General features: G+C 62.9%; 19 protein-coding genes. 12 read left to right on the plus strand and 7 right to left on the minus strand.

What is annotated here, in order from left to right; all coding sequences use genetic code 11:
• Positions 1-5 precede the first annotated feature (5 nt).
• The 5 genes from LV82_RS09480 to LV82_RS09500 all read right to left on the minus strand — a co-directional run bounded on the left by LV82_RS09480 (position 6) and on the right by LV82_RS09500 (position 5,523).
• Positions 6-1,019, minus strand: a complete 1,014-nt coding sequence (locus LV82_RS09480; RefSeq protein WP_104071097.1) for an oligopeptide/dipeptide ABC transporter ATP-binding protein — start codon at positions 1,017-1,019, stop codon at positions 6-8.
• On the minus strand, positions 1,016-1,984 hold the full coding sequence (locus tag LV82_RS09485; RefSeq protein WP_104071098.1) for an oligopeptide/dipeptide ABC transporter ATP-binding protein: 969 nt from the start codon (positions 1,982-1,984) through the stop codon (positions 1,016-1,018). The genes LV82_RS09480 and LV82_RS09485 overlap by 4 nt, the downstream gene beginning before the upstream one ends.
• A gap of 1 nt (position 1,985) precedes the next feature.
• Positions 1,986-2,912, minus strand: coding sequence for an ABC transporter permease subunit (locus LV82_RS09490; RefSeq protein WP_170063399.1), 927 nt, complete (start codon positions 2,910-2,912; stop codon positions 1,986-1,988).
• Positions 2,913-2,915: 3 nt separating this feature from the next.
• Positions 2,916-3,839: an oligopeptide ABC transporter permease OppB gene (oppB, locus tag LV82_RS09495; RefSeq protein WP_104071100.1), complete on the minus strand. Its 924-nt coding sequence runs from the start codon at positions 3,837-3,839 to the stop codon at positions 2,916-2,918.
• A 70-nt stretch (positions 3,840-3,909) separates the two neighbouring features.
• Complete coding sequence (locus tag LV82_RS09500; RefSeq protein WP_104071283.1) at positions 3,910-5,523, minus strand: peptide ABC transporter substrate-binding protein; 1,614 nt, start codon at positions 5,521-5,523, stop codon at positions 3,910-3,912.
• A gap of 493 nt (positions 5,524-6,016) precedes the next feature.
• Here LV82_RS09500 and LV82_RS09505 point away from each other — a divergent pair, with 493 nt between their 5' ends.
• The 11 genes from LV82_RS09505 to LV82_RS09555 all read left to right on the plus strand — a co-directional run bounded on the left by LV82_RS09505 (position 6,017) and on the right by LV82_RS09555 (position 20,002).
• Positions 6,017-8,368, plus strand: coding sequence for a serine/threonine-protein kinase (locus LV82_RS09505; RefSeq protein WP_104071285.1), 2,352 nt, complete (start codon positions 6,017-6,019; stop codon positions 8,366-8,368).
• A gap of 211 nt (positions 8,369-8,579) precedes the next feature.
• Complete coding sequence (locus LV82_RS09510; RefSeq protein WP_104071102.1) at positions 8,580-9,653, plus strand: LysM peptidoglycan-binding domain-containing protein; 1,074 nt, start codon at positions 8,580-8,582, stop codon at positions 9,651-9,653.
• A 65-nt stretch (positions 9,654-9,718) separates the two neighbouring features.
• Positions 9,719-10,816, plus strand: a complete 1,098-nt coding sequence (locus tag LV82_RS09515; RefSeq protein WP_104071287.1) for a LysM peptidoglycan-binding domain-containing protein — start codon at positions 9,719-9,721, stop codon at positions 10,814-10,816.
• Between the two features lie 100 nt (positions 10,817-10,916).
• Positions 10,917-12,014 (plus strand): LysM peptidoglycan-binding domain-containing protein, encoded by a 1,098-nt coding sequence (locus LV82_RS09520; RefSeq protein ID WP_104071103.1) that lies wholly within the window; start codon positions 10,917-10,919, stop codon positions 12,012-12,014.
• Between the two features lie 181 nt (positions 12,015-12,195).
• Positions 12,196-13,071, plus strand: coding sequence for an FHA domain-containing protein (locus LV82_RS09525; RefSeq protein ID WP_104071105.1), 876 nt, complete (start codon positions 12,196-12,198; stop codon positions 13,069-13,071).
• Entirely contained in the window at positions 13,055-14,011 is a 957-nt protein-coding gene (locus LV82_RS09530) for a PP2C family protein-serine/threonine phosphatase (RefSeq protein ID WP_104071107.1), read from the plus strand. The genes LV82_RS09525 and LV82_RS09530 overlap by 17 nt, the downstream gene beginning before the upstream one ends.
• A 2-nt stretch (positions 14,012-14,013) precedes the next feature.
• The gene (locus tag LV82_RS09535; RefSeq protein ID WP_104071109.1) at positions 14,014-15,435 is read left to right on the plus strand and encodes a hypothetical protein; all 1,422 of its coding nucleotides are present in this window, start codon (positions 14,014-14,016) and stop codon (positions 15,433-15,435) included.
• A 265-nt stretch (positions 15,436-15,700) separates the two neighbouring features.
• Positions 15,701-17,761 (plus strand): dynamin family protein, encoded by a 2,061-nt coding sequence (locus tag LV82_RS09540; protein WP_245873131.1) that lies wholly within the window; start codon positions 15,701-15,703, stop codon positions 17,759-17,761.
• The gene (locus LV82_RS09545) at positions 17,758-18,708 is read left to right on the plus strand and encodes a dynamin family protein (protein WP_104071112.1); all 951 of its coding nucleotides are present in this window, start codon (positions 17,758-17,760) and stop codon (positions 18,706-18,708) included. The genes LV82_RS09540 and LV82_RS09545 overlap by 4 nt, the downstream gene beginning before the upstream one ends.
• Positions 18,709-18,810: 102 nt before the next feature.
• Positions 18,811-19,173: a hypothetical protein gene (locus LV82_RS09550; RefSeq protein ID WP_104071114.1), complete on the plus strand. Its 363-nt coding sequence runs from the start codon at positions 18,811-18,813 to the stop codon at positions 19,171-19,173.
• Positions 19,174-19,213: 40 nt separating this feature from the next.
• A complete protein-coding gene (locus tag LV82_RS09555; RefSeq protein WP_146065153.1) occupies positions 19,214-20,002 on the plus strand; it encodes a hypothetical protein in 789 nt (262 codons plus the stop codon).
• A gap of 4 nt (positions 20,003-20,006) precedes the next feature.
• Here LV82_RS09555 and deoD read toward each other — a convergent pair whose 3' ends face one another.
• Positions 20,007-20,711, minus strand: coding sequence for a purine-nucleoside phosphorylase (deoD, locus tag LV82_RS09560; RefSeq protein ID WP_104071117.1), 705 nt, complete (start codon positions 20,709-20,711; stop codon positions 20,007-20,009).
• Positions 20,712-20,779: 68 nt separating this feature from the next.
• The gene (locus tag LV82_RS09565; RefSeq protein ID WP_104071119.1) at positions 20,780-22,750 is read right to left on the minus strand and encodes a protein meaA; all 1,971 of its coding nucleotides are present in this window, start codon (positions 22,748-22,750) and stop codon (positions 20,780-20,782) included.
• A gap of 164 nt (positions 22,751-22,914) precedes the next feature.
• Here LV82_RS09565 and LV82_RS09570 point away from each other — a divergent pair, with 164 nt between their 5' ends.
• Positions 22,915-24,318 carry a 1-acyl-sn-glycerol-3-phosphate acyltransferase gene (locus LV82_RS09570; RefSeq protein WP_104071121.1) on the plus strand — a complete coding sequence of 468 codons (1,404 nt, stop codon included), beginning with the start codon at positions 22,915-22,917 and terminating at the stop codon, positions 24,316-24,318.
• The last annotated feature ends 107 nt before the right edge of the window (positions 24,319-24,425 follow it).

Below are 24,425 nucleotides of genomic sequence, written 5' to 3' on the forward strand. Positions count from 1 at the left end.
GGATCTCAGGCCGGTTCAGGTTGCGCAAGCGCTTCGGTCAGCGGGCCGGGGAAGTGGCAGGCCACGGCATGGGACTGGCCGGTCAGCAGCGGAACCTGGGCGGCACAAAGCTCGCCTGCGCGCGGACAGCGCGTGCGGAACACGCAGCCCGAAGGCGGCGACATGGGCGAGGGCAGATCGCCTTCCAGCGGGATCACGCGCTTTGCCCGTTCGGCCTTCGGATCCGGGATCGGCACCGCCGACAGCAGCGCCTGCGTATAGGGATGCTGGGGATCGGAGTAGAGATCGTGGCTCGACGCGACTTCCATTTCGCGCCCCAGATACAGCACCATCACCCGGTCCGAGATGTGCTTCACCACCGACAGGTCATGCGCGATGAAGATCATGGCCAGGCCAAGATCACGCTGCAATTCGTCCAGAAGATTGATGACCTGCGCCTGGATCGACACGTCCAGCGCCGAAACCGGCTCGTCGCAGATCAGCAGCTTCGGTTCGACGATCAGCGCGCGCGCGATGCCGATGCGCTGACACTGGCCCCCCGAGAATTCGTGCGGATAGCGGTTGATCTGGTTCGGCAACAGGCCGACCCGGTCCATCATCTGCTTGACCCGTTCCCTGACCTCGGTCCGGGACAGGCCCGGACGATGTGTCCGCAGGGGTTCGGCAATGATCTGGCCGACGGTCATGCGGGGATTCAGGCTGGCCAGTGGGTCCTGGAAGACCATCTGGATGTCCGCGCGGTATTTCAGCATTTCCCGGCGCGAAAGCGACAGAAGGTCGGTCTTGCCCTGCCACAAGACGCGCCCCGTGGCCGGCACCATCCGGATGAGAGCGCGGGCAAGGGTCGACTTGCCGCAGCCCGATTCCCCCACGATGCCCAGCGTTTCGCCGGGTTGCAGATCGAAGGTAATGCCGTTCACCGCATGCAGCAGCCGCGGCTTGCTCCACGGCAGATCGCCCGCGCGACGGATCTCGAATGTCACGCGCAGATCTTCGACACGAAGCAGGGGGGCAGTCATGCGATTTCCTCCAGGCTGCGGTTGCAGGCGCGCAGGCGCCCGGGCGCGAATTCCGTCAGGGGGGCAAGATGGTCCAGGCAGTCCTCACCCGCATGGGCGCAGCGCGGCGCAAACGGGCAGCCCCGGTCCTCGCGCGTCATGTTCGGCGGGCTGCCGGGGATGCTTTCCAGCTGGTCGCCTTCGCGGTCCACGCGCGGAATGGCGCGTAGCAGGCCGCGGGTATAGGGGTGCGATGGCGTCTCGAACAGCGGATCGGTAGGGCTTTGTTCCATCACCTTGCCGCCATAGAGCACCATGACCTGCCTGCAGAACCCGGCGACGACGCCAAGGTCGTGCGTGATCAGGATCGTGGCCATCGCGAATTCGCGCTGCAGCTCGGCCAGAAGCGACATGATCTGCGCCTGAACCGTGACATCCAGTGCCGTGGTCGGTTCGTCCGCGATCAGCAGTTCCGGTCTGCAAAGCAGCGCCATGGCGATCATCACCCTCTGGCGCATCCCGCCCGAAAATTCGTGCGGATAAAGATGCACCCGGTTCGCCGCGTCGGGGATTTTCACCGCATCCAGCATCCGGATCGCTTCGCGCACGGCCTGAGCCCTGGACATGCCCTTGTGATGGGTCAGAACCTCGGCCATCTGGTCGGATACGCGCATATACGGGTTCAGCGAGGTCATCGGGTCCTGGAACACCATCGCGATGCGGTTTGCCCGGATCGGATTGATGACCTTCGGCGGAGCGTTCAGGATCTCCTGACCGTCGAACAGGACCGATCCGCGCGCGCGCCCATTGCGTGCAAGAAGGCCCATGATGGCGAACGAAAGCTGGCTCTTGCCCGAACCGCTTTCGCCCACGATGCCCAGCGTCTCGCCCCGTTCCAGCGTGAAGCTGACGCCATTGACGGCATTGACCGTGCCGTCGGGCGTCTCGAAGCTGACGCCCAGATCCCTTACTTCCAGCAATGCCATTTCAGCGATCCTTAGGGTCCAGTGCATCACGCAGGCCATCGCCCACAAAGAAGAAGGCAAACAGCGTGATGACGAAGAAGAACAGGGGGAAGCCCAGCTGCCAGAGCGTGCCATAGGCCATGGTCCGGGCCCCTTCCGAGATCAGCGCCCCCCACGAGGTCAGCGGCTCTTGCACGCCAAGGCCAAGGAAGCTGATGAAGCTTTCGGTCAGGATCATCAGCGGCACCAGCAGCGTGGCATAGACCGCGACCACGCCCAGCAGGTTGGGCACGATGTGACGGCGGATGATCGTGAAGGTGGGAACGCCGGTGGCCTGCGCGGCCTCGATGAATTCCTTGTGCTTCAGGCTCAGCGTCTGGCCACGGACGATGCGCGCCATGTCCAGCCACGAGATCAGACCGATGCCGATGAACAGCATCGACATGGATCGCCCGAACATGACCAGCAGAAGGATCAGCACGAACATGTAGGGGATCGACATCAGGATATCCACGGTGCGCATCATGATGCTGTCGATCCGGCCGCCCAGATAGCCCGCCGTCGCGCCATAAAGCGTGCCCACGATCACCGCGATGGCCGAACCCACGATCCCCACCATCAACGAGATCCGCGTGCCTTGAACCGTGCGCGCGAACAGGTCGCGGCCCAGGTCGTCGGTTCCGAAATAGTGGCCGTTCGCGATCGACGGGCCGCCCAGCTCGGCGACTTGCCCCATGACCGAGAAGTCCAGCTCTTCGTTCGACCAGACGGCGATCATGTCGCCGAAGATCGCGAACAGCGCCACCAGCACCAGCACGATCAGGCCGCCGACCGCCGCCTTGTTGTGGAAGAAGCGCGCGCGCGCGTCGGCCCACAACGAGCGGCCCTTGATTTCCTGCTCGGCCAGCCGGTCGGCCAGCCGCTGCATCTTGGTTGAGTCCACCACCATGGGTCAGTACCGGATCTTGGGGTCAATCCACGCATAGAGGATGTCGACCACCAGGTTGAACAGGATCGTCAGCGCGCCGACCAGGATCGTGATGCCCAGCATCACCGCGTAGTCCCGGTTCAGAGCGCTGTCCACGAAGGCCTTGCCGATGCCGCCGGTCGAGAAATACATGTCCACGACGACCGAGCCAGTGATCATCGTCACGAAGGCCGGACCAAGATACGAGATCACCGGCAACAGCGCGGGCTTCAGCGCATGGCGCAGGATGATCTTGCGTTCCGGCAGCCCCTTGGCGCGGGCGGTGCGGATATGGTTGGAGTTCAGCACCTCAAGCATCGACGATCGCGTGATCCGCGCGATCGAGGCCATGAATGAAGTCGAGAGCGCGATCACCGGCATGACCAGGTATTGCCATTGGCCACCCTCCCATCCGCCGCCGGGCAGCCAGCGCAGCCACAGCGTGAAGATCAGAACAAGGATGGGCGCCATCACGAAGTTGGGCAGGACCTGCGCGCCGATCGAAACTCCGACGGCCAGGTAGTCCAGCCACGTGTTGTGCCGGATCGCGGCGACGACGCCCAGCGTCACCCCAACCGTCACGGCCAGCAGGAACGAGATCGAACCATAGGTCAGCGTGACGGGGAAGCCCTGAGCGATGATCTCGTTCACCGTCCGGTCCTTGTAGATGAAGGACGGGCCGAAATCGAAATGCGCCACGATGCCCCAGACATAGTTGACCATCTGCTTCCACAGCGGCTGATCCAGGCCGTATTTCGCCTCGAGATTGGCCAGGACCTGCGGCGGCAGGCCGCGTTCGGTCGTGAACGGGCCACCCGGCGCGGCGCGCATCAGCAGGAAAGAGATGATGATCAGCAGCAGAAGCGTCGGGATCGCGACGGCCAGGCGCTTGAGAATGTAGGAAAACATCAGTGAACCCCACCGAAAAGGGAAGGGACGCGCCAGCCGCGCCGGCGCGCCCCATCGGTTTCAGAAGACGTCAGTTGGCGACGCGGTACATGTCCTTGACGTACCAGTTCTGCATCAGGTTGTTCAGGCCCATGCCGCGCAGGTCGGGCTTGATCATCTCGACCTTGGTGTAGTGGTAGATCGGCGCAAAGGGCATGTCTTCGGCCAGGATCTCCTCGGCGCGCTTGTACAGCGGGGCCGGGTTGTCCGCGGTCTTGGACTCCTTCATCAGCCGGTCATATTCCTCGTTGAAATACTTGCCGTTGTTGTGGCCCGAATACGAGGTGAACAGGTCCAGATAGGTCGAGGCCTCGTTGTAGTCGCCGCACCACGCATAGCGCGCCACCTCGAAGTCCTGGTTCTGCAGCTTGTCGGTGTGGACCTTCCATTCCATGTTGTTCAGGGTCAGGTCGACGCCGATCTTCTTCCAGAACTGCTGGACCGCGATCGCGATCTTCTTGTGGCTTTCCGAGGTGTTGTAGTTCAGCGTCAGCTTCAGCGGGTTGTCCGGGCCAAAGCCTGCTTCCTTCATCAGCTCCATCGCCTTGGTGGTGCGTTCGTCCTGGGTCCAGGTCGCATAGTCGATCTCGGGCATCTCGAAGCCCTCGGTCGCGGGATGCGTCCAGTTGTAGGCCGGCGCCTGACCGCCCTGCAGGATGTTGTTCACGATGATGTCACGGTCGATCGCATAGCTCAGCGCCTTGCGCACGCGGACATCCTTCAGCGGCTCGGGGCCCTTTTCGGGGTCGAGGTTGAACAGGTAGATGTACGAGCACGATTGCGGCACCGAAACCGCCTGATCGGGATATTCTGCCTTCAGGCGCGGATACTGGCCGGCCGGGATCTGGACGCGGTCCAGCTCGCCCGCCAGATAGCGGGTCAGAGCGGCATTTTCGTCGTTGATCGTCAGCGCGGTGATCTTGTTGATGATCGTGTGTTCGTCATCCCAGTACAGCGGGTTGCGCTCCATCACGACCTTTTCGCCAAGGATGTGTTCCTTCAGCACATAGGCGCCGTTGCCGACGAGGTTGCCCGGTTCGGTCCACTTGTCGCCGAACTGCTCGATGACCTTCTGGTTGACGGGGAAGGTCGAGGCATGGGTCAGCATCTTGGGGAAATAGGGCAGGGGGGCTTCGATCGTGACCTCGAGCGTGTGATCGTCGATCGCGCGAACGCCCAGCTCCTCGACCGGCTTCTTGCCGGCGATGATGTCGGCGGCGTTCTTGACCTGCATCAGCTCCATGTACCAGGCGTATTCCGAGGCGGTCTTGGGATCGGCCAGACGGCGCCAGGCATAGACGAAGTCGTGGGCCGTCACCGGATCGCCGTTCGACCATTTCGCGTTGTCGCGCAGGTGGAAGGTGTAGACGGTCTTGTCCTCGGACACGTCATAGGAGGTCGCCACGCCCGGGACCAGGGCGCCGTTCTGATCTTCGTTGAACAGGCCTTCGAACAGCTGACGCAGCACGCCGGACCCTTCGACGTCGGTGTTGATCTGCGGGTCCATCGACTTGATCGCGTCGAGCAGCCAGTAGGTGTATTCCTGGTTCTCGGCCAGGACATCACCGGGCTGGACCTGGGCGGCAAGCGTGGGCAGTGCCAGCGCCGCGCTCAGCACGGTGGAAAGAAGCAGGCTGCGAGTCATGGTCATGACCTCCTGTCAATTTTTGGTATTTGTCTTGGGTCGCGCCCTTCGCGGCGCGGAATGGCACGAGCCTAGTGATCGGACGCGGATTGGCAAGACAAATGCGTCGGAACAAATGCCATACGTCGCGTCATTCTGCCGGTTCGATTGGGCAGAATGACTGACCTGTTGTCATGAGTGCCAGAACGCCCGCCGGGCGACCGGTGCGGCGGCCATTCAGGCGACTCAAGTGGCGAAGATCGTTCAACAAACGGGGCGCATCCACTTTTTACCATGATGAACGCCCCCGATTCCTGCGCCGCAACAAAGATTCGCTCGGCGGGAACTGTATCCAGTTCGTTAATATTCCCTGTTGTCGCCCTATTGTTGCCCCGATTGCCGGGCTGGATCGCAACGGCAGGGGGATCCCCTGCGAGCTGATGGCAGAAGTGAAAGTGCATGAGGGTTGGATGACCGCCGCGCGCACGCGGATCCGACCATCGGGGGCAAGGCGATGACACTGAACGAGCCTGCGAACGGGCCGGAATTCGAAGGTACGATGGACGAGTTGCAGCCGGGCACGACCCTGCTGCACGGCCAGTATCGCATCACGCGCTTTCTGAATAACGGCGGCTTTGGCATCACCTATCTGGCCAAGGATAGCCTGGACCGCGACGTAGTCATCAAGGAATGCTTTGCCGACGCCTTCTGCCGCCGCACGAACACGATCGTGACGGCACGATCGCGGGCCCATCAGAACGAGCTGAAATCGATCATCCGCCACTTCATCGAGGAAGCCCGACGGCTGGCGAAGCTGAAGCATCCCAATATCGTCGGGGTCCACCAGGTCTTCGAGGACAACGACACGGCCTATATGGCCATCGACTATATCGAAGGGAAGGACCTGCTGGATCTTCTGGACGATCCGGCGACCCGACTGACGCCTGAACAGATCGTGGCGATCACGCGCAAGCTTCTGTCGGCGATCGGCTATGTGCACGATCACGGGCTGCTGCATCGCGACATCTCGCCCGACAATATCCTGATCACGAAGGATGGCGAACCGATCCTGATCGACTTTGGCGCGGCGCGCGAACATGCCGCCAGCGGCGGTCGCAAACATTCGGCGCTGCGCGTGGTCAAGGACGGCTATTCCCCGCAGGAATTCTATATTCCGGGCAGCGAGCAGGGGCCGTGGAGCGATCTCTACGCGCTGGCCGCGTCTCTGTATCACGCGATCAAGGGCGAGCCGCCGGTCAATGGTCAGGCGCGTCTCGCCGCGATCGCCGAGCAGCGCCCCGATCCCTATGAGCCCCTGGCCGGTCGCATTCCGGGCTATCCTCCGGGCTTCCTCGAGGCCATCGACAAGGCGATGAGCACCCGACCCGCCGACCGCCTGCAATCGGCGGCGGAATGGCTGGCCATGCTGGACAATCCGCAAGCCGCATCGGCGGGGGCTGATCCTGAATCAGCCGTTTCATGGCTGATGCGCGAAGCCGGCGCGGACGAGGACAAGGCCGAAGACCCCAAGCCCGTCGCAGCGGCCAGTGCCGAGCTTGCCGAGCGCAAGCGCGGAGGCGGCGCTCGTGCGGCCGTATCGGTCCTGGCATTGATCGCGGCCCTTGGCGCGGGCGCATACTTCTATCTTGACGAGCAAAAGGATTCTGCCGCGCCAGTTGCTGCATTGCCGTCGTCGGATGTCGCCGCGACGATGAGTGACTCCGCAACAGAGGTTGCCGAGCAAACGTCCAGCGCGGCTGATCAGACAGGCACGGCGATATCCGCGCCGGCAGCCGCCACGGATCCCGCGTCGGCGGCGGTGATCGAACCTGTCCAGACCACAGACGAATCCGTGGATGGCGAGCCGGTCCCTGCGCCTGCGACGGCCTACGACATGGCCGCGCCGGGATCGGAAAGCCCGAAGCCGGCGAGTGCGACCGAAAACGACGGTGCCGGGGCCGGAGCGGCCATGGCGGCCGCAGAGCCGGCTGCCGTTTCGCAGGCTTCGGTCGAGAATGTGCCAGCAGATCCTGCGGCAGATCCGGTTGCGGACGAAACGCCAGTCGTTGGCATAACCGAGTCCCAGGTCGATCGTGCCGCTGCAGAGGCGGCCGAAGCAGCGGCGCTGCCGGATGCGTCACAAGATGCGGCCGGTGGGTCGGAAGATTCCGCGCCGACCGAAATCGTGGCCCCGGTCGAGCAGGCTGCGGTTGATGCGCAGCCCGTGATCGAGGAAGAAAAACCTGCCGCGACTGGCCCCGTCCTTCAGCAGCAGGTCGAATTCGCCCTGTGGGATGTCGAGGTTCCGTTCGACTATGAGACGATTGCCCGTGGCAATTCCCGGTTTGCGAGCGTGACGCAGGTTCCCGAAAGTGTCGCCGCCGAGATCGGAGGCTGGCTGCGTCCGGGCGTCGAGATCCTGACCGTCAATGACAAGCCGCTGACAGAAGCGGCACCGTTCGAAATCCGGATCCTGACCGACATGGTGATCGATCCGGACGGCAAGACGCGCATGACGGTCCGGTACAAGGACCCGGATACACTCCGGTTCGATCTGGCGCTGCTGGCAGTGCCCGTCATACGCCGGATAGGCTTGGCCGATGGTACAGTGCTGGTTGCGGCCATGCGGGACGGGGTCTGGCAGACCCGCGTGGCCGAGACGGGCGCGAATGCTGACGGTGTTCTGCAGCCGGGCGACATCATTCGTCGGGAGACCCAGACCGGCGCCGTGTTCGAGACGGCCGAGGCGGCCGAGATCGCCATGGCGGCACTGGTGGAAATGGGGGCCGAAGCCGCGCGGCTGGAAGTCCTGCGCGATGGCGAAACGCTGGTGGCAGAGCTGCCGCTGGCGCGCGCTCCGGAATAGGTATCGGTGGCCGCGGAGGAAATCCGCGGTCCCGCGATTGGTCATGAGGCGTCACCCGGGCCGAACCTGCCCGCGTCTCAGGTAAGAGTGCCGGATTGCTCAGGCAGTTTCCGGAACGGGTTCTCACAGGTCAAGATAACGTTTTCAGGGCTGCACGCGACGTGCCGCACCGAGGGGGCTTCAGGCTCCAGCGAAGGAAAGGGAAGAGGACATGCACAGCGCCATCAGATTTCTGAAGACGACAGCGATCGCGCTGGCCCTGTGTGCCGGGGCTGCCGGGGCGCAGGAGGCATGCAAGACCTACCGCGTCGCGCCGGGCGACACGCTTCTTAAGATTACCAAGCGCGCCTATGGCAACGACAATTGGCGCATGATCTACGAGGCCAACCAGGATGTCTTGCGCAATCCCGACATTATCGAGGTGGGCGACGTCCTGCGCATCCCCTGCACCGACGGCACCGTGCCCAGCCAGACGCCGGCGATCGCGGCCGAGGCTTCGCCTGCCGCGGTTGCAGCCGCAGCTGACGAGGAGCGCCCCATCGTCCTGATCACGGGCAATGACTTCCCCCCCTTCACGGATGAAAGCCTGCCCGGACGTGGCGTCTTTACCATTCTTGTCGAGACGGCAGCCTATCGTGCCGATCCCGAAAAGAAGGTCGAGGTGAAATTCGTCAACGACTGGGAGGCGCATCTGGACCTGCTGCTGCCGGTCCTGGCATTCGACGGATCCTTCCCCTGGTCCCGACCCGATTGCGAACGGACCGACACCTTGTCGGCACATGACCGGAACCGCTGCGAGAATTACGACTTCTCCGACCCGTTCTATGAGGTCGTGGACGGCTTCTTTGCCCGCGTCGGCAGCGGCTATGACGAGGCGCTGGACTATGCCGACTTGAAGGGCGCGCGCATCTGCCGGCCCGAGGGCTATTCGACGGCCCATCTGGATGAAGCGGGCCTGAGCGCTCCGGCCGTCGTCATGGTGCGGCCGCCGCTTGTTGCGACCTGCTTCGAGCAGCTGATGGCGGGATCCGTCGATGTCGTGTCCGTGGACACGCTGGTGGGCGCGAACGCGATCGCGGACATGTCCCTGGATGGTCAGGTGGTCGAGAACGCCAATCTTGGCGCGGTCAAGGAACTGTATGTCCTGGTTCACAAGAAGAACCCGCGCGGGCGCGAGGTGCTCGACCTGCTGAATTCCGGCCTGCAGAAGATGGTCGAGTCCGGCGAATGGTACGACATCGTCTCATCCTACCTGCGTGAGCGGATGCAGGCGGGGCGCGGCTGACGACACGGTGCGGGACGGTTCCGGCGCAATCGGCTGACCGAAGAAAAATGAAAAGGAAGAACGATATGATCCGGGGAATTCGCAGGTCGCTGTATGCCGTGACCGCTGCGGTGGCGATGATGGCTGGCGCGGGCGCATCGGCCCAGGAGGCATGTACGACCTACACCGTGAAGGAAGGGGAAAGCCTCGCCTCGATCGCCCAGGCGGCCTATGGCAGCTATGACTACCAGATGATCTTCAACGCCAACCGGGACGTGCTGGGGGGCAATCCGAACGCGGTCGCGCCCGGCACGGTGCTGCGCCTTCCCTGCGAGGATGGCAGCCTGCCCGGGGCAGAGACGGCACAGGCGATCATCCAGCGCGAGGAGGCGCGCAGCGCCGGCCGCAGCATTGACGGGGAGTATCGTCCGCCAATCAAGTTTCTGGGGGGCGACGACTGGAAGCCGTTCATGGACAAGAGCCTGACCGGCGGCGGGATGCTGGTGCGGCTGTCCACCACGGCGGTCAAACGCGGCGGGAACGATCGCGACTACATCATGTCCTATGTGGATGATTGGGGTGCTCATCTGACCACGCTGCTTGAAATCGGCGGATTTGATATCGCGATCGGCTGGACTCCGCCGCCCGATTGCTCGAAGCGCGATCTGCTGGACGAAGCCGCCCTGTATCGTTGCGACAATCTTGTCTTTTCGCTGCCGATCTACGAGTCGGTCACATCCTACTGGTCCCGCAAGGACAGCGAATATGCCGGTGTCCGCACATGGTCGGATTATGCCGGCGCACGGATCTGCCGCCCCGAGGGTTGGTCGACCTTCGATCTGACCGTCGAGGGCCTGGTCGAACCCGTCGTGTCCTGGGTCTATCTGCCAACGCCGAAGGACTGCATCAGGGCCGCGGTGGATGGCAAGGTCGACATGGTTTCTCTCGATCTTGAAAGCGCGCTTGGCGCGATCGCCGAGATTCCCGGCTCGGAAGAGGTGTTGGAGCCGAACCCGAACCTGTCGAAGGTCGAGCCTCTGAACTGGGTTGCGCACAAGAAGAATCCGCGGGCCGAGGAAATCATCGAGCTTCTGAATGCCGGGCTGAACGAGATGCGCGAAACCGGAGAATGGTACGCGATCATTCAGGACAGTCTGGCCGAATACAACAAGATCGGCGGGTAAGCCGAGACGCCCATGCACCGGCGCCCGTCCGGGCGCCGGGCACGTCAAGTCCCGTCCCCATGGGCCACCACCATCGGGGACGCACCGGAGGGAAGAAACGATGAAGACCACGATCCTGAAACTTGGACGGGCAACCGTCGTCGGTGCTGCCGTACTGCTTGCGCCCGGGCTCGCCGCGGCGCAGGAGGCTTGCTCGATCTACACCGTCAAGGACGGCGACAGCCTGGGTTCGATCGCGCAGGCCGCATTCGGGTCCTTCGACTACCAGATGATCTTCAACGCCAACCGGAACCTGATCGAAAACCCCAACAAGCTGGTTCCGGGCACGCAGCTGAAGATCCCGTGCGAGGACGGCAGTCTTCCGGGAGAACAGGCCGCCGAGGCGATCATTCAGGAGCAGGAGGCAAAGCAGGCCGCGACGCGCAAGCGCTCGAACCTGTATGAGCCGCCGATCAAGCTGGTTTCCGGGTCGGGATGGGAGCCCTATACGGGCGAAAACCTGAAGGGCGGGGGCATGCTGGTGCGTCTGGCCACGACCGCGCTTCAGCGGGGCGGCAACGACCGGGAATTCACGCTCAGCTTCGTCAATGACTGGCAGGCGCATCTGGACACGCTGCTGCCGCTTGGCGCATTCGACATTTCGATCGCCTGGTACAAGCCCGAGGATTGTTCGAACCTCGAGGCAATGGACGAGAATACCCGTTATCGCTGCACCCAGCTGGACTGGTCGCTGCCGATCTACGAATCGGTGTCGGCGTACTGGACGCGTACGGACAGCGACTATGCGAATGTGACGGCCTATTCGGATTATGCCGGGGCACGCGTCTGCCGGCCCGAAGGCTTCTCGCTGGCCGAGTTGTCCTCGGAAGGCCTGGTCGAGCCGGTCATCACGCTGGTTCAGCCGCCGCGACCCGAGGACTGTTTCCGCATGCTGGTCAATGGCGAGGTGGACATGACGCTTCTTGACCTGGAGGGCGGCGACGCAGCCCTGAAGGCGGTGCCGGAGGCGCAGGGTGTCGTGGAACCGAACCCGAACCTGTCCAAGCTGCAGACGATTCACTTCGTCTCGCACAAGACCAATCCCCGGGGCAGGGTCTATCTGACCCTTCTGAACCGAGGCCTGAACGAGATGCGCGAAACCGGCGAATGGTACGCGATCATCCAGGACAGCCTGGCGGACTTCAACAACCTGAAATGAGCGTGATCGGGGCCACGTGACATTCCCTGTCGCGGCCCCGGCGCGATCCGGCGGCGGGTCACAAATTGGCCGCAATTGCCGAAGACCTTCTTCGCGTCATCTTTTGGCCAGAATGCCGGGTCACAAATTGAGACAAAGCTGGGCCGAGATCGGCCCGCCAGTGGATTGGAAAGGCAAGACAATGGGCATTTTCGGAAAGCTGCTTGGCCGGTCGAACAGCTCGGGTCAATCCTATCGTGAGGACGATGAGGCCGAGCTGCAGGTTCCGCCTCTGTCGGAAGTCGTGCGCGAGCGGCGCGATCCTGCGCCCCGACCGACCTCCCAGGGCGCGGCGCAGGCCGTGGATGAGGATGCGCTGGATCTGGAGCGCCTGTCCCGGTCCCTTGAGAGCGATGAACCCGAGGGGGGTGCGGCCTCTTCTGCGCCGGGCGCGGTGAATATCTGGGATCTCGAGGATGACGAAGACCAAGCTGCGGGACAGCCGTCCGCGGCGCCCGCGCCCCAGGCGCGGCCGCAGCCCGCGCCCGTTGCGGATAGCGGCATCGACCTGACCTCGCGCCTGCCTTCGGGCAATGCACGTCGTCGGCGCGCCAAGACGCGGCTTCTGGGGTTCGAGAAATCCGATGGTGAGATCGTCGATCTGTTCAACAATCCCGCTCAGTCGCGCGCGGCCAGCGTTCGGTATCCGATTGGCTGGCTGGTCGTGGTCAAGGGGCCTGGACGCGGCGAATCCTTTGCCTTGCGCAGTGGCCTGTCCCAGATCGGCCGTGGCGAGGACCAGACAATTCCACTGGATTTCGGAGACACGGCCATCTCGCGCAGCAATCATGCAAGCATCGTCTATGACCCCGAAACCCATGAAACGCTTCTGGGCCACGGCGGCAAGGCGAATATCGTTCGGCTGAACGGCAAGCCCCTTGTCAGCACCGAGAAGCTGAAGAACGGCGACATGATCCGTATCGGAGAGACGACGCTGCGCTTCGTTGCCCTGTGCGATGCCGAGTTCAACTGGGCTGGCGAGGACGGCGAGGAGGCCGACGATGTGGAAATCGCCTGAGCCGCGTTTCGACGTCGCTTCGGCGATCTGCCAGGGCGGGCGCGACTATCAGGAAGACGCGATCGTCACGGACTTTCCCGCGGGCACCGATGTCGGTGTCGCCGTGCTCGCCGATGGCATGGGCGGTCATGCGGCGGGGGATGTCGCGTCCAAGATCGTCGTGACCGAAGTCTTCAGCGAACTGAAGTTCGAAAGTGCCAATTTCCAGGAATTGGAAGCCAACATCCCCAACTATCTGACCATGGCCGCGGCCAATGCGAATGCCTCGGTTCGTGACTATGTCAGCGAACACCCCAAGGCGGTAGGGATGGGATCGACCCTTGTCGCCGTGGTGGTGGTGGAAAACCGTCTGTACTGGATGTCGATCGGCGACTCCCCGCTTTACCTGTTCCGCAATGGCAAGCTGCGGCAGCTGAACGAGGACCATTCCCTTGCGCCGCGCATCGACGCGATGGTGGCGGCGGGCCTGATGGACCCCGAGGTGGGGCGGAACCATCCCGATCGCAACTGCCTGACCTCGGCGATCATGGGAGACAGGGTCGAACGGTCGCAATGCCCGCGCGAACCCTTTGTGCTGGAGGTCGGGGATATCGTGATCCTGTCCAGCGATGGTCTTCAATATCTCGAGGAGCAGCGGATCGAGAAGATTCTCAACAAGTATCGTCGCCGGAAAAGCGCAGAGATTGCCGAGCGCCTGCTGGATGCGATCATCGACCTGGCAGATCCCGACCAGGACAATGTATCTTTTGCCGTGATCAAGCTGAACCACAACAAGCCTGCCGAACGAAAGATGCGTCGCAGGCCAGAGGACGCCGCGGGCGATGATTCGGCTCATGCGACACGCGTGGTTCCCGTCGACAAGGCAGCTTTCACGCCGACCGAGGCAAAGTCGGGCGGTGACGGCCAACAGCCCTTCAGGCTGATCGCAGGAGGCAAGTGACCATGAAGACGACCGTTCGGCCCGAAATCGTCGACTCGCTGCGTGCTCTGACCGGCAATCTTGATCTGCCGATACATGTCCGCAAATCGGCCGAAGCGTTGCTTGCGCGTCTGACCCAGCCGGTTCGCGTGACGTTGTTCGGCAAGCGGGGCAGCGGCAAGTCGAGTATCGCGAATCTTCTGTTGGGCCGACAGATCCTGCCGTCGGAACGGGAACTGCCCACTCTGTTGGTCTCTGGTGCCAAGCGCGAAGAAGTGCGATGCACGCTTGCCGACGGTACGGTTCGAACACTGGCCCGCTTTGATCCGGACGCGGTGGCGGCTCTTGCCCCGATCTATGTCGAGATCGACATGGATCTGCCCGCGCTGGCCAGGATCAGCATCCTGGAAATAGTCGCCCCGACCCCTGCGGATCTCGAGCGCGCCGTTCGCTGGGCCGACAAGCGGACCGACATCGCCATCTGGTGCAGCCAGGTCTTTGACGAGGAAGAGCGCGCTGTCTGGCAGGGGGCAAGCGACCGACTGAAGGACCATGCGATTCTGGCCGTGACCCGGGCTGATGAAATGGTGTTGTCCGGCACGCTGGAGGCGACGCTGGCAGATCTGAACGATCGTGCAATCGAGCACTTCAACCATGTCCTGCCGATTGCCACCCCAGACGCTCTGGCGGCGCGGCGGCCTGACGGCAGCGTCGATCGCGACCGTATGGCGCGCAGCGGAGGGCGGGCGCTTGTTGCGACGGTCCTTCGCGAGATCGAGCTTGGTCTTCAGATCGCCACGGATCGTGCGGAACTTCTCATCGCGAAATTTGCGCAAACGGGCCAAACGGGGGCAGAGCTTGCAGAAGATGCGAGCGCCCTGCCCAACGCGGAGCCATCGTCCTTGCATGAGATCGCGGCAGAGACTGTTTCGCCAGATGCGCCGCTTGTCCTGACAAAGCGTGTCGAACCATCGGACCCGCCTGTCGAAAATCATCGGACGCCTTCCGCGCCTGTTTCGCCGGGCGACGCATCTGTTCGAACCGTTCGCCGCCTGCGTCCGGTTGTGGCGCATCGAAGCGAGGATGATGAAGCCACTGTCGAAGCCAGGTCACGCGGCATGTCCGAGGCCGCGCGCGCGGCACTGGAATTGGCGATCAACCGGCTGGCCCGTCATGGCCGCGAGTTCCAGTCTGCTTCGGGGCAAGCTCAGATCGAACCGGAAAAGCTGTTGGCCGAAGTCATCGAGTCGGTCGAATGGCTGGCGGAGTATCTTGCCGAGCGGGCAAATGGTGATCCGGCCCTTGCGCGAATCCGGGACGCCGCCTTTGACGCGGCCGATCTTCTGCAACTGATGCAGATGGAAAATGATGACGAATCGCTGCGGGAATCGCTGGCCATCGTCATTCAGTTGAAGCGCGAGATGGAGGCGAATCTGGCCGCCTGAAGTGGCCGGATTGCCGCCCGTGCCCCATATTTCGGGCGTCAAATGATTTATGAAATCAATGATTTGCGACAGAATCCGGGGCACGCGTGCCTTGCCTCATTTTCGCCCCCAAGTGGTGCTTGATTCAATGAGGGTGAAAATCAACACTTCTCCCACCATATTTCGGATCGAATATTTTGCCGGAACGTTCCAGAGGACCAGGTGATCAATGAAGAGTGACCGTGCAATCCGTCCAACTGCCGAGGGCCCCACGCCCCCGGATTTCATGCGTCAGGGTCAGGAGCGGCTTTCCGCACTCAAGGCCGAACTGGACGAGCTTCGCGATACCCTGCTGGACATCGAGGCACTCAGCCCGTCCGGATCCGACAGGCAGATCGAACGCCTGGTTGCGGAACTCGACAACTTCGAACCCGCCATCACGATGATCGGCCAGATCAAGTCGGGCAAGACGACGCTAGTGAACGCGATGATTGGTCGCCCAGGCCTGCTGCCGGCGGATGTGAATCCATGGACTTCGGTCGTGACCTCGCTGCATCTGAATGTGCCGATCGCGCCCGATGCGCCGGTTGCCACCTTCCAGTTCTTCGACGAAAACGAATGGGATCACCTGGTGACCAATGGCGGCCGCATTGGCGAGCTTTCCATGCGCGCCGGCGCGGATGACGAGGTGCGCAAGCTGCAAGAGCAGGTCGCGCAGATGCGCGAAAAGACACGGGCCCGGCTTGGGCGGCGGTTCGAGCTGCTGCTGGGTCAGCGCCACGAATACCGCCATGTCGATGAGGACCTGATCCAGCGCTATGTCTGCCTGGGCGACGACTTTGCCGACGAAGAGATGGACGACAAGCAAGGTCGCTTTGCTGACATCACGCGTTCGGCGGATCTTTACCTTTCCGCACCGGCAATTCCGATTCCGCTGTGCATCAAGGATACGCCGGGGGTCAACGATACCTTCCTGATGCGGGAACAGATCACCATCCGGGCGCTGCGCGACAGCCGCCTTTGCGTCGTGGTGCTGTCGGCCTCGCAGGCCCTGAGCTCGGTCGATATGGGGCTGGTCCGGCTGGTGTCGAACGTCAAGTCCGATGGTGTCGTGATCTTTGTCAACCGCATCGATGAATTGTCGGACCCTGCCAACCAGATCCCCGAGATCCGCGACAGCATCCTGAAGACGATGGCCCGGATGAACGGACCAAAGGATCCCCGGATCATCTTTGGCAGCGCCTATTGGGCGAATGCCGCGCTGGCAGACTCGGTGGGCAATATCGTTGCCGACAGCGCCGAGGCGTTGAGGAAATGCGCCGATGCGTTGGTCGGCGAAGGGGCGGGCGAACGGACCTCGCGCGGCATGATGTGGCGTCTGTCCGGCATCCCCGAATTGTTCGAGGTCCTGGGCGACCGGATCGCACGCTCGGCCGGGGCGCGTGTGCTCAACCATGTGCGTCAGCGTGCGGCCAACCATGTTTCGGGGCTGCGCGCTTCGACCTCGCTTGCCACGATGCGCATCGACGGCGACAGTGTTCAGGTCATGAGCCCGAATGAGGTGTCGCGCCTGCTTGACGGGATCGAGACCAAGGCCCGCGCACAGCTGAAAGAGGAACTGGATCGCGTGTTCTCGGCCTTTGCTGCGCGCGTAAACCAATCGCATGCGCGTTTCCTGGAACGCGCACTTGATGCATTGCTTCAGCACCTGGAAAAGAATGGCGAGGACGCGCCTTGGCAATACAGCCCCGACGGCCTTCGACTGTTGCTTCGCACCAGCTATCAGGTGCTGAGGAAGAATCTGTATGCCGCTTGCGGGTCGGTCTATGAGACGGCCGCCCAGGCCGTGACCCAGGCCTATGGCCAGGTCGTATCGGTCGGCGTTCAGGGGTTCTCGGTCCGACCGCCATTGCCGCCCGAAATGCCCGCGCCGGTTTCGCTGGGCACGACCATTGCGCTCGATCTGCATTCTTCCTGGTGGAAAAGCTGGTGGAAGCGTCGGCGGGGATATCGGGCCTATGCCAAGGGGTTCTACAGCCTGATCGAAGCCGAGACGGCCCCGATCGTGGCAGAGCTTCGCGACCGTCAGGCCGCCGAAATCCGCGCTGCTGCCGAGGCGCGGCTGGAAGAATTCCTGGCCGAACAGCGGTCGGTTCTGATGGATGTCGCTGAAAAGGGGCAGGTCGGCATGAACGAGCTTCAGGAGCTGTTTGGCGTCAGATCGCAGCTTGAACGGGCCGAGGTCCTGGAAATGATCCTTGAGGAACTGTCCGAAGCCATCGCGCAAACCGAAGAGGATGCGGCGGATGAAGAGGTTGCGATCGCCCGGAAGGGAGCGGCCGCATGACACTGGCGTCTGGCATGTCCCGCAAGCCGCGCATCGGGATCATGGGGGAATTCAGCGCGGGCAAGAGCACCCTTTCGAACCTGCTTCTTGGGCGGCGGGCCCTGCCTGAAAAGGTGACCGCCACCCGCTTGCCGCCGGTCTGGATCGCCTGGGGGGACGACCCGGCGCATCGTGTGGATATTCACGGGGACACGCACCCCGTATCGCTGGACTCCCTGGATGACATTCCGCTGGACGAGACGCTGTATGTCCGGCTTTTCCTGCAGGCAGAGATCCTTGAACATTGCGATCTGATCGATTTTCCCGGCATCTCCGACCCCAACATGGATTCCGAAGTCTGGGAGCGCGTCCTGGGTGAGGTCGACGGGGTCCTGTGGTGCACACATGCCACGCAGGCCTGGCGTCAGTCCGAAGCCGCTGTCTGGGAAATGGTGCCCGAGGAAGTGCGCGCCAACAGCCTGCTGTTGGTTACGCGTTTCGACAAGCTCGTCAGCGAAAGTGACCGCGCCCGTGTCCTACGCCGTGTCGAACGGGAAACGTCGGGCTTGTTCGAACGGGTTTGCCCGATTGCGCTGACACAGGCGCTTGAGGCGAGCGAGGGCGACGATTTGTGGGAAAGCTCTGGCGCTCATGGTCTGTATCAGGCATTGGCCGGGATCGTCGAACGCCTGGCAGGGCAACAGGATGTGTCCCGGCAACCGGCCGCGGGGTCTCCCATCGATCGGATTTCACGTCCAGCGAACGCAACCGCGACAGGTGAATCCCATCCCGATGCGCGTGGCCTCGAGTCTCGCCCCGTTGCGCCGCGGCGCGTGATGCCGCGCCGTGTGCGTCCCAAGGGGACCGTCACATCCCTGCGCCCGAGTGCGGAAGAGGGGCGTGCAATGCGGCAGGCGCTGTCCGTCGTCGCGCGCAGCCGCGAAGACGAAACGACGACATCGGGTTGACCCGTGCAGACCGGGAAAGGGGCATGACCTGTCATGAGCCGCGCCAGACGGACTTTCGCCCCCGATCCATCTGCGCTACCCCAAGGCGCGGAGGTGCACGGGATGGCGAACAAGGTCGTTGAATATCTGGACGCGCTGGCGGACCGTTTTCCGGGGACCAGTGTCGTTGCCTATGCCGATCTTTCGGCAGGGATGGTGCTGGTCACCAATTCCGCCTGCGGCATGGACCGCTCGGCCCTGGATCAATTGTGCGAGCAAGCCTGCACCCTGTTGGGCAAGGCGCCTGTACTGGGCGATGCACCGGCCAGGCGGGCCCTTGTCGGCGATCAGGATGGTATTGCCCTGTTCGTGCGTGCGCAAACGCAGCCTGATGAGGCATTGTTGTGCGTCGCAGAGGGCGCGATCGACGTTACGGCCCTGGGCCGCGAAGCGGTGGAATGCCTGGACCGCATAACCAACGAATGAACAAAGGCGGCAAAGACCGCGCAAGACAGCAGAGGCAGCCATGACCGACAACCGAGCAGTCGCAAGAAAATTGTCCATCCTGAGCCGGGAGCGCCCGGTCTTTCGCGGTCGGGCCCGCGTGATATCGAACGGGATCATGCCGCCGCCCATGCACGCAATCCTGGACGAGATCGATGTGACCGTGATGAAGCGGCGGGTAACGTTTCGCGTCGGCGACAGCGCTGCGACATTCCTGGTTTCCGGGCGCCGACTGATGGTGTTGGAAGACGCAAGTCCCGATCTGTCGATGCTGACCCCGCTTGTGGGGCAAGAGCTGAGCCATGACGAGGATGACGTCATGGAAGCCGTCGCCGCGGCACTGATGACTTTTGCGCAGAGCGAGGCCCCTGTTCTGGTCGAGGTCGACCTTCCCAAGGAGGCGGGCGCGACCATGGCAATCGGTATCCCGGTGGACCATCTGGCCGAGCTTCTCGAGGTCGATCTGGGGGAAACCTTTGATCCAATGCGCCTGTTCGTCGAACAGGCAGAGCAGAATTTCTCCGCCTGCCTCTATTTTGCGTCTGGCGTCTGGATCGGAACCAGTGACGACGAGGAATTGCTGGCCCGCCTGCGGACGATTGCCGAGACGCAGTGGGACCGCTTCCGCGAGGCGATGAACCGGATCGGACGCAGTTCGGACGTTCCGCGGTTGATCGTTCTGGATGGCGTGCTTGAAGGCGATCTATCCGTCACGGCAAGCTGGTCTCAGGACGAATTCGCCGTTCTGGCTCATTCCGCCGACGAAACCGCAGAGATCCACCGCCTGTGGCGGCGGATCTTCACGCTTTGATCGTTCAGGAAAACGCTGCTTCCAGCGCGATCTCGACCATGTCGCCGAAGCTTCGCTCGCGGTCTTCCGAGGGCAGAGCCTCGTGGGTCAGCAAGTGGTCGGAGATCGTCAGAACTGCCAGGGCGCGTGCACCATGTCGGGCGGCAACGGTGTAGAGTTCGGCCGTTTCCATTTCCACGCACAGGACACCGTGTCGCGTCATGGTCTCGGTCAGGTCCGGGCGCTCGTCATAAAAGACGTCCGAGGAATAGATGCCGCCTGCGTGGAATGTTGCGCCACGCGCACGGGCGGCCTGAACGGCTTTCTCCAGTAGTCCGAAATCGGCAACCGGCGCGAAGTTCAGTTCGCGAAAGATCCCGCGTGAAGGCGTAGAGATCGTCGAAGCCGTCATGGCGATCACGATATCGCGGATCTTGACGTGATGCTGCATCGCGCCGGCCGAACCGATGCGGATCAGGGTTCGCGCGCCGTAGTCGCGGATCAGTTCATTGGCATAGATCGACAGGCTGGGCATCCCCATCCCGGATCCGTGGATCGTGACCCGGTTGCCGCGCCACGTCCCGGTAAAGCCCAGCATACCGCGCACCTGGTTCACGCAGACAGGATTGTCCAGAAATGTCTCGGCCGCCCATTTCGCGCGATAGGGATCGCCGGGCATCAGGACGGTTTCGGCAATGTCGCCGGGTCTGGCGCCAATATGGATCGACATGTCATTCCCCCGTGTTCGAATCGGGGGCGACTATGGCACCGCGCGTCCGGGCGCGAAAGGCCGGCGGGCTATTCCGCCGCGACCGCCCGGGGGCTTGCCAGTTCGACCACGTCCTTCATGATCCGGTTCAGAGCGAAATCCTTGGGCGTATAGACCCGCGCGACGCCCATCTGCAGAAGGCGTGCCTTGTCTTCCTCGGGGATGATGCCCCCGACCACGACCGGCACGTGTTCCAGGCCGGCCGCGCGCATCCGCTCCATGACCTCGGCCACGAGCGGCAGATGGCTGCCGGACAATATGGAAAGCCCGACCACATGCGCGCCCTCGGATGCGGCCGTTGCAACGATCTGGGCTGGCGTCTGTCGGATCCCCTGATAGGTGATGTCCATTCCGCAATCGCGGGCGCGCGCAGCAATCTGTTCGGCGCCGTTGGAGTGGCCATCAAGCCCGGGCTTGCCGACCACGAATTTCAGGCGCCGTCCCAGCCGGGCCGAAACCGCATCGACAGCCTCGCGGATGTCGTCCAGCCCCTCGGTCCGGTTCGAAGGCGACGCCGACACCCCCGTCGGCCCGCGATATTCTCCATGCACCGCCCGCATGACGCCGGCCCATTCCCCGGTCGTGACACCGGCCTTTGCGCAGGCGATGGAAGCCGGCATTATGTTGCGGCCCTCCTGCGCAGCCGATCGCAGTTCGGCCAGGGCGGCCTTGACGGCAGTTTCATCGCGGCTGGCCCGCCACGCGCGCAGTCTTTCGATCTGTTCTGACTCGACGGCGGGATCGACGGTCAGGATGGCCCCATCGCCGGCGACCAGTGGCGATGGCTCGCCCTCGGTCCATCGGTTGACGCCGACGACGACCGTTTCGCCGCGCTCGATCCGCATGATGCGTTCTGCATTGCTCTCGACCAGGCGCGCCTTCATGTAGTCGATCGCCGCGATTGCTCCGCCCATCGAATCGATCAAGGCCAGTTCATCCCGCGCACCCTGCTTCAGCTCTTCGACCTTCGCGGCGACCACGGGGTTGCCATCGAACAGGTCCTCGTATTCCAGAAGGTCCGTTTCGTAGGCCAAGATCTGCTGCATGCGCAGGGACCACTGCTGGTCCCATGGGCGAGGCAGACCCAGCGCCTCGTTCCATGCGGGCAATTGGACGGCGCGGGCACGCGCCTTTTTCGACAGTGTGACCGCCAGCATCTCGATCAGGATGCGATAGACGTTGTTTTCGGGCTGCTGTTCGGTCAGGCCAAGGCTGTTGACCTGCACGCCGTATCGGAAGCGGCGGAACCTCTCGTCCTCGATGCCATAGCGTTCGCGGCAGATCTCGTCCCAGAGTTCCGTGAATGCGCGCATCTTGCACATCTCGGTGACAAAGCGGATGCCGGCATTCACGAAGAAGCTGATCCGCCCGACCATTGCGGGAAAGCGGTCGGCCGGAACCTTGGCGCGCAGGTCGTCGAGAACGGCGATGGCCGTCGCCAGCGCAAAGGCAAGCTCTTGCTCGGGTGTCGCGCCGGCCTCCTGCAGGTGATAGGAGCACACATTCATCGGGTTCCATTTCGGCAGATGCTCGGCCGTATAGGCCGCGACATCCGTGATCATGGCCAGCGACGGCTTTGGCGGGCAGATATAGGTCCCGCGCGAGAGGTATTCCTTGACCAGATCGTTCTGCACCGTGCCCTGAAGGCGATCGATTCGCGCGCCTTGCTCCTCGGCCACCGCGATATACAGGGCCAGCAGCCACGGCGCCGTGGCGTTGATCGTCATCGATGTGTTCATCTGCTCCAGCGGGATGTCCCGGAACAGGCTGCGCATGTCGCCCAGATGGCAGATGGGTACGCCGACCTTGCCGACCTCGCCGCGGGCGAGTTCATGGTCGCTGTCGTATCCCGTCTGGGTGGGCAGGTCGAAGGCCACCGACAGGCCCGTCTGGCCCTTGGCAAGGTTCGCGCGATACAGCGCGTTCGACTTCTCGGCCGTGGAGTGGCCGGCATAGGTGCGAAACAGCCAGGGGCGGTCACGGTCAGGGGTTCCGGTCATTGCGAACCTCAAGGCAAGAAAATTCGGTTGCCTTGAAGCTACAGGAAAGAAAGTTGCGCGTCCATATGCTGCGCCGCAAAAAGGCCAGCTGCGGCGCGGCGTCATTTTCGCAAGGCGCGTGGGCGCGTGTTTACGGCTGCGTTCAAACCTGACAGGCTGCGCCGATGACCCAGCCCGTGACGTTGCCCCTTTGGCTTGTCGTCCTGATTCTGGCCTTTGCGACGGTGTCGTTCCTGTCGCATTTCCTGTTTCCCTCGGTGCGCTGGTTCCTGCGCCGAAGGATGCAACGTGCGGTCGATCGGTTGAACCGCAGGCTGGAGCATCCGATCCAGCCCTTCAAGTTGATGGCGCGTCACGACATGATCGTGCGACTGACCCACGACGCGCAGGTGGCCGAGGCCATCGCCGCAGAATCCGCGCGCACGGGCGTACCGGCGACGGTCCTGCTGGAGCGTGCCCGACGCTATGCGCGCGAGATCGTGCCCGCATTCTCGGCGACCGTCTATTTCGGCCTTGCGGCACGCGTGGCAAAGTGGCTGGCCCGGTCTGTCTATCGCGTTCGCGTCGCCTCGGCGCCCGCTCCGGCCGATCCCGGAACCACGACGGTCTATGTGATGAATCACAGGTCGAACATGGACTATGTGCTTGTGACATGGCTGTCATCGGATCGCGCAACCTTGTCCTATGCGGTTGGGGAATGGGCGCGCATCTGGCCCCTGTCGTGGCTGATCCGCGCATGTGGGGCCTATTTCATTCGTCGTCGGTCGAACGATCCGTTGTACCGGAGAGTGTTGGCGCGCTATGTCCAGCTTGCGACGAGCGAAGGCGTGACTCAGGCGATCTTTCCCGAAGGCGGCCTCAGTCTGGACGGAAGGGTCGGCGCCCCGCGCCTGGGTATTCTCAGCTACATCGTCGAAGGGTGGTCCGCAGACGGGCCAGATGTCGTTTTTGTGCCCGTCTCGATCGCCTATGATCGAATCCTGGAAGATCAGGTTCTCACCCGCGCGCATGCAAGGGGAGAGCGCCGGTTTCGAACCTCGTTCTGGGGGGCGGTCCGGTTTGTGGCGCGGCAAGTGCGACGCGTTCTGACCGGAAGGTTCCAGAAATTCGGAACCGCTGCGGTAAGCTTCGGTCCGCCGCTGCGCCTTGGCAATCTCATGCAGGTCGCGACGGATGATCCCGTCGCGGCCCTGGGCGAGGAGTTGATGCGCCGCATCGTGCGCGCCATGCCCGTCCTGGCGGTTCCGCTGGTCTGTGCGGCGCTGCAGGGTCAAGGCAAATTGTCCCGTGCCGAATTGCTTGACCGGGTTCAGGACCTCATGAAGCGGCTGCAAGAGATCGGCGCCCCGACGGATCTGGCAGGGCGGTCGGCAGACGATGCGCTGGAGGCCGCACTGCCCATACTGGCCCGCCGTCGTGTTCTGCGTGAGACAGGGGGGCATATCGAGGTTGCGCGATCCTTCCTGCCGCTGATCGACTTCTATGCTGCTTCGGTTCTGCAGCATTTTTCTGCGTCCGCAGAAGAATGTGGCGGAGTTTTGGGTAATAAAATTTCTAAAACGACATAAAATTACAAAACATCGCGGCAATACTGTTGCAATCTTGCGTATTGCTGCGTAACCATACTGCTGAGGCCGCAAATGATTCTGCGGCGCAGCAGGATGCAGGAGGACAG

The sequence above is a fragment of the Albidovulum inexpectatum genome (assembly GCF_002927635.1).
Lineage (GTDB): Bacteria > Pseudomonadota > Alphaproteobacteria > Rhodobacterales > Rhodobacteraceae > Albidovulum > Albidovulum inexpectatum.

Bases quoted from the DNA above. Each gene is read 5' to 3' on its own strand.
- LV82_RS09555 (WP_146065153.1), top strand. From the start codon at position 19,214: ATGACCGACAACCGAGCAGTCGCAAGAAAATTGTCCATCCTGAGCCGG.
- LV82_RS09520 (WP_104071103.1), top strand. From the start codon at position 10,917: ATGAAGACCACGATCCTGAAACTTGGACGGGCAACCGTCGTCGGTGCT.
- LV82_RS09485 (WP_104071098.1), bottom strand. From the start codon at position 1,984: ATGGCATTGCTGGAAGTAAGGGATCTGGGCGTCAGCTTCGAGACGCCC.
- LV82_RS09540 (WP_245873131.1), top strand. From the start codon at position 15,701: ATGCGTCAGGGTCAGGAGCGGCTTTCCGCACTCAAGGCCGAACTGGAC.
- oppB (WP_104071100.1), bottom strand. From the start codon at position 3,839: ATGTTTTCCTACATTCTCAAGCGCCTGGCCGTCGCGATCCCGACGCTT.
- LV82_RS09545 (WP_104071112.1), top strand. From the start codon at position 17,758: ATGACACTGGCGTCTGGCATGTCCCGCAAGCCGCGCATCGGGATCATG.
- LV82_RS09570 (WP_104071121.1), top strand. From the start codon at position 22,915: ATGACCCAGCCCGTGACGTTGCCCCTTTGGCTTGTCGTCCTGATTCTG.
- LV82_RS09505 (WP_104071285.1), top strand. From the start codon at position 6,017: ATGACACTGAACGAGCCTGCGAACGGGCCGGAATTCGAAGGTACGATG.
- LV82_RS09490 (WP_170063399.1), bottom strand. From the start codon at position 2,912: ATGGTGGTGGACTCAACCAAGATGCAGCGGCTGGCCGACCGGCTGGCC.
- LV82_RS09550 (WP_104071114.1), top strand. From the start codon at position 18,811: ATGGCGAACAAGGTCGTTGAATATCTGGACGCGCTGGCGGACCGTTTT.
- deoD (WP_104071117.1), bottom strand. From the start codon at position 20,711: ATGTCGATCCATATTGGCGCCAGACCCGGCGACATTGCCGAAACCGTC.
- LV82_RS09525 (WP_104071105.1), top strand. From the start codon at position 12,196: ATGGGCATTTTCGGAAAGCTGCTTGGCCGGTCGAACAGCTCGGGTCAA.
- LV82_RS09530 (WP_104071107.1), top strand. From the start codon at position 13,055: ATGTGGAAATCGCCTGAGCCGCGTTTCGACGTCGCTTCGGCGATCTGC.
- LV82_RS09480 (WP_104071097.1), bottom strand. From the start codon at position 1,019: ATGACTGCCCCCCTGCTTCGTGTCGAAGATCTGCGCGTGACATTCGAG.
- LV82_RS09535 (WP_104071109.1), top strand. From the start codon at position 14,014: ATGAAGACGACCGTTCGGCCCGAAATCGTCGACTCGCTGCGTGCTCTG.
- LV82_RS09515 (WP_104071287.1), top strand. From the start codon at position 9,719: ATGATCCGGGGAATTCGCAGGTCGCTGTATGCCGTGACCGCTGCGGTG.
- LV82_RS09565 (WP_104071119.1), bottom strand. From the start codon at position 22,750: ATGACCGGAACCCCTGACCGTGACCGCCCCTGGCTGTTTCGCACCTAT.
- LV82_RS09510 (WP_104071102.1), top strand. From the start codon at position 8,580: ATGCACAGCGCCATCAGATTTCTGAAGACGACAGCGATCGCGCTGGCC.
- LV82_RS09500 (WP_104071283.1), bottom strand. From the start codon at position 5,523: ATGACTCGCAGCCTGCTTCTTTCCACCGTGCTGAGCGCGGCGCTGGCA.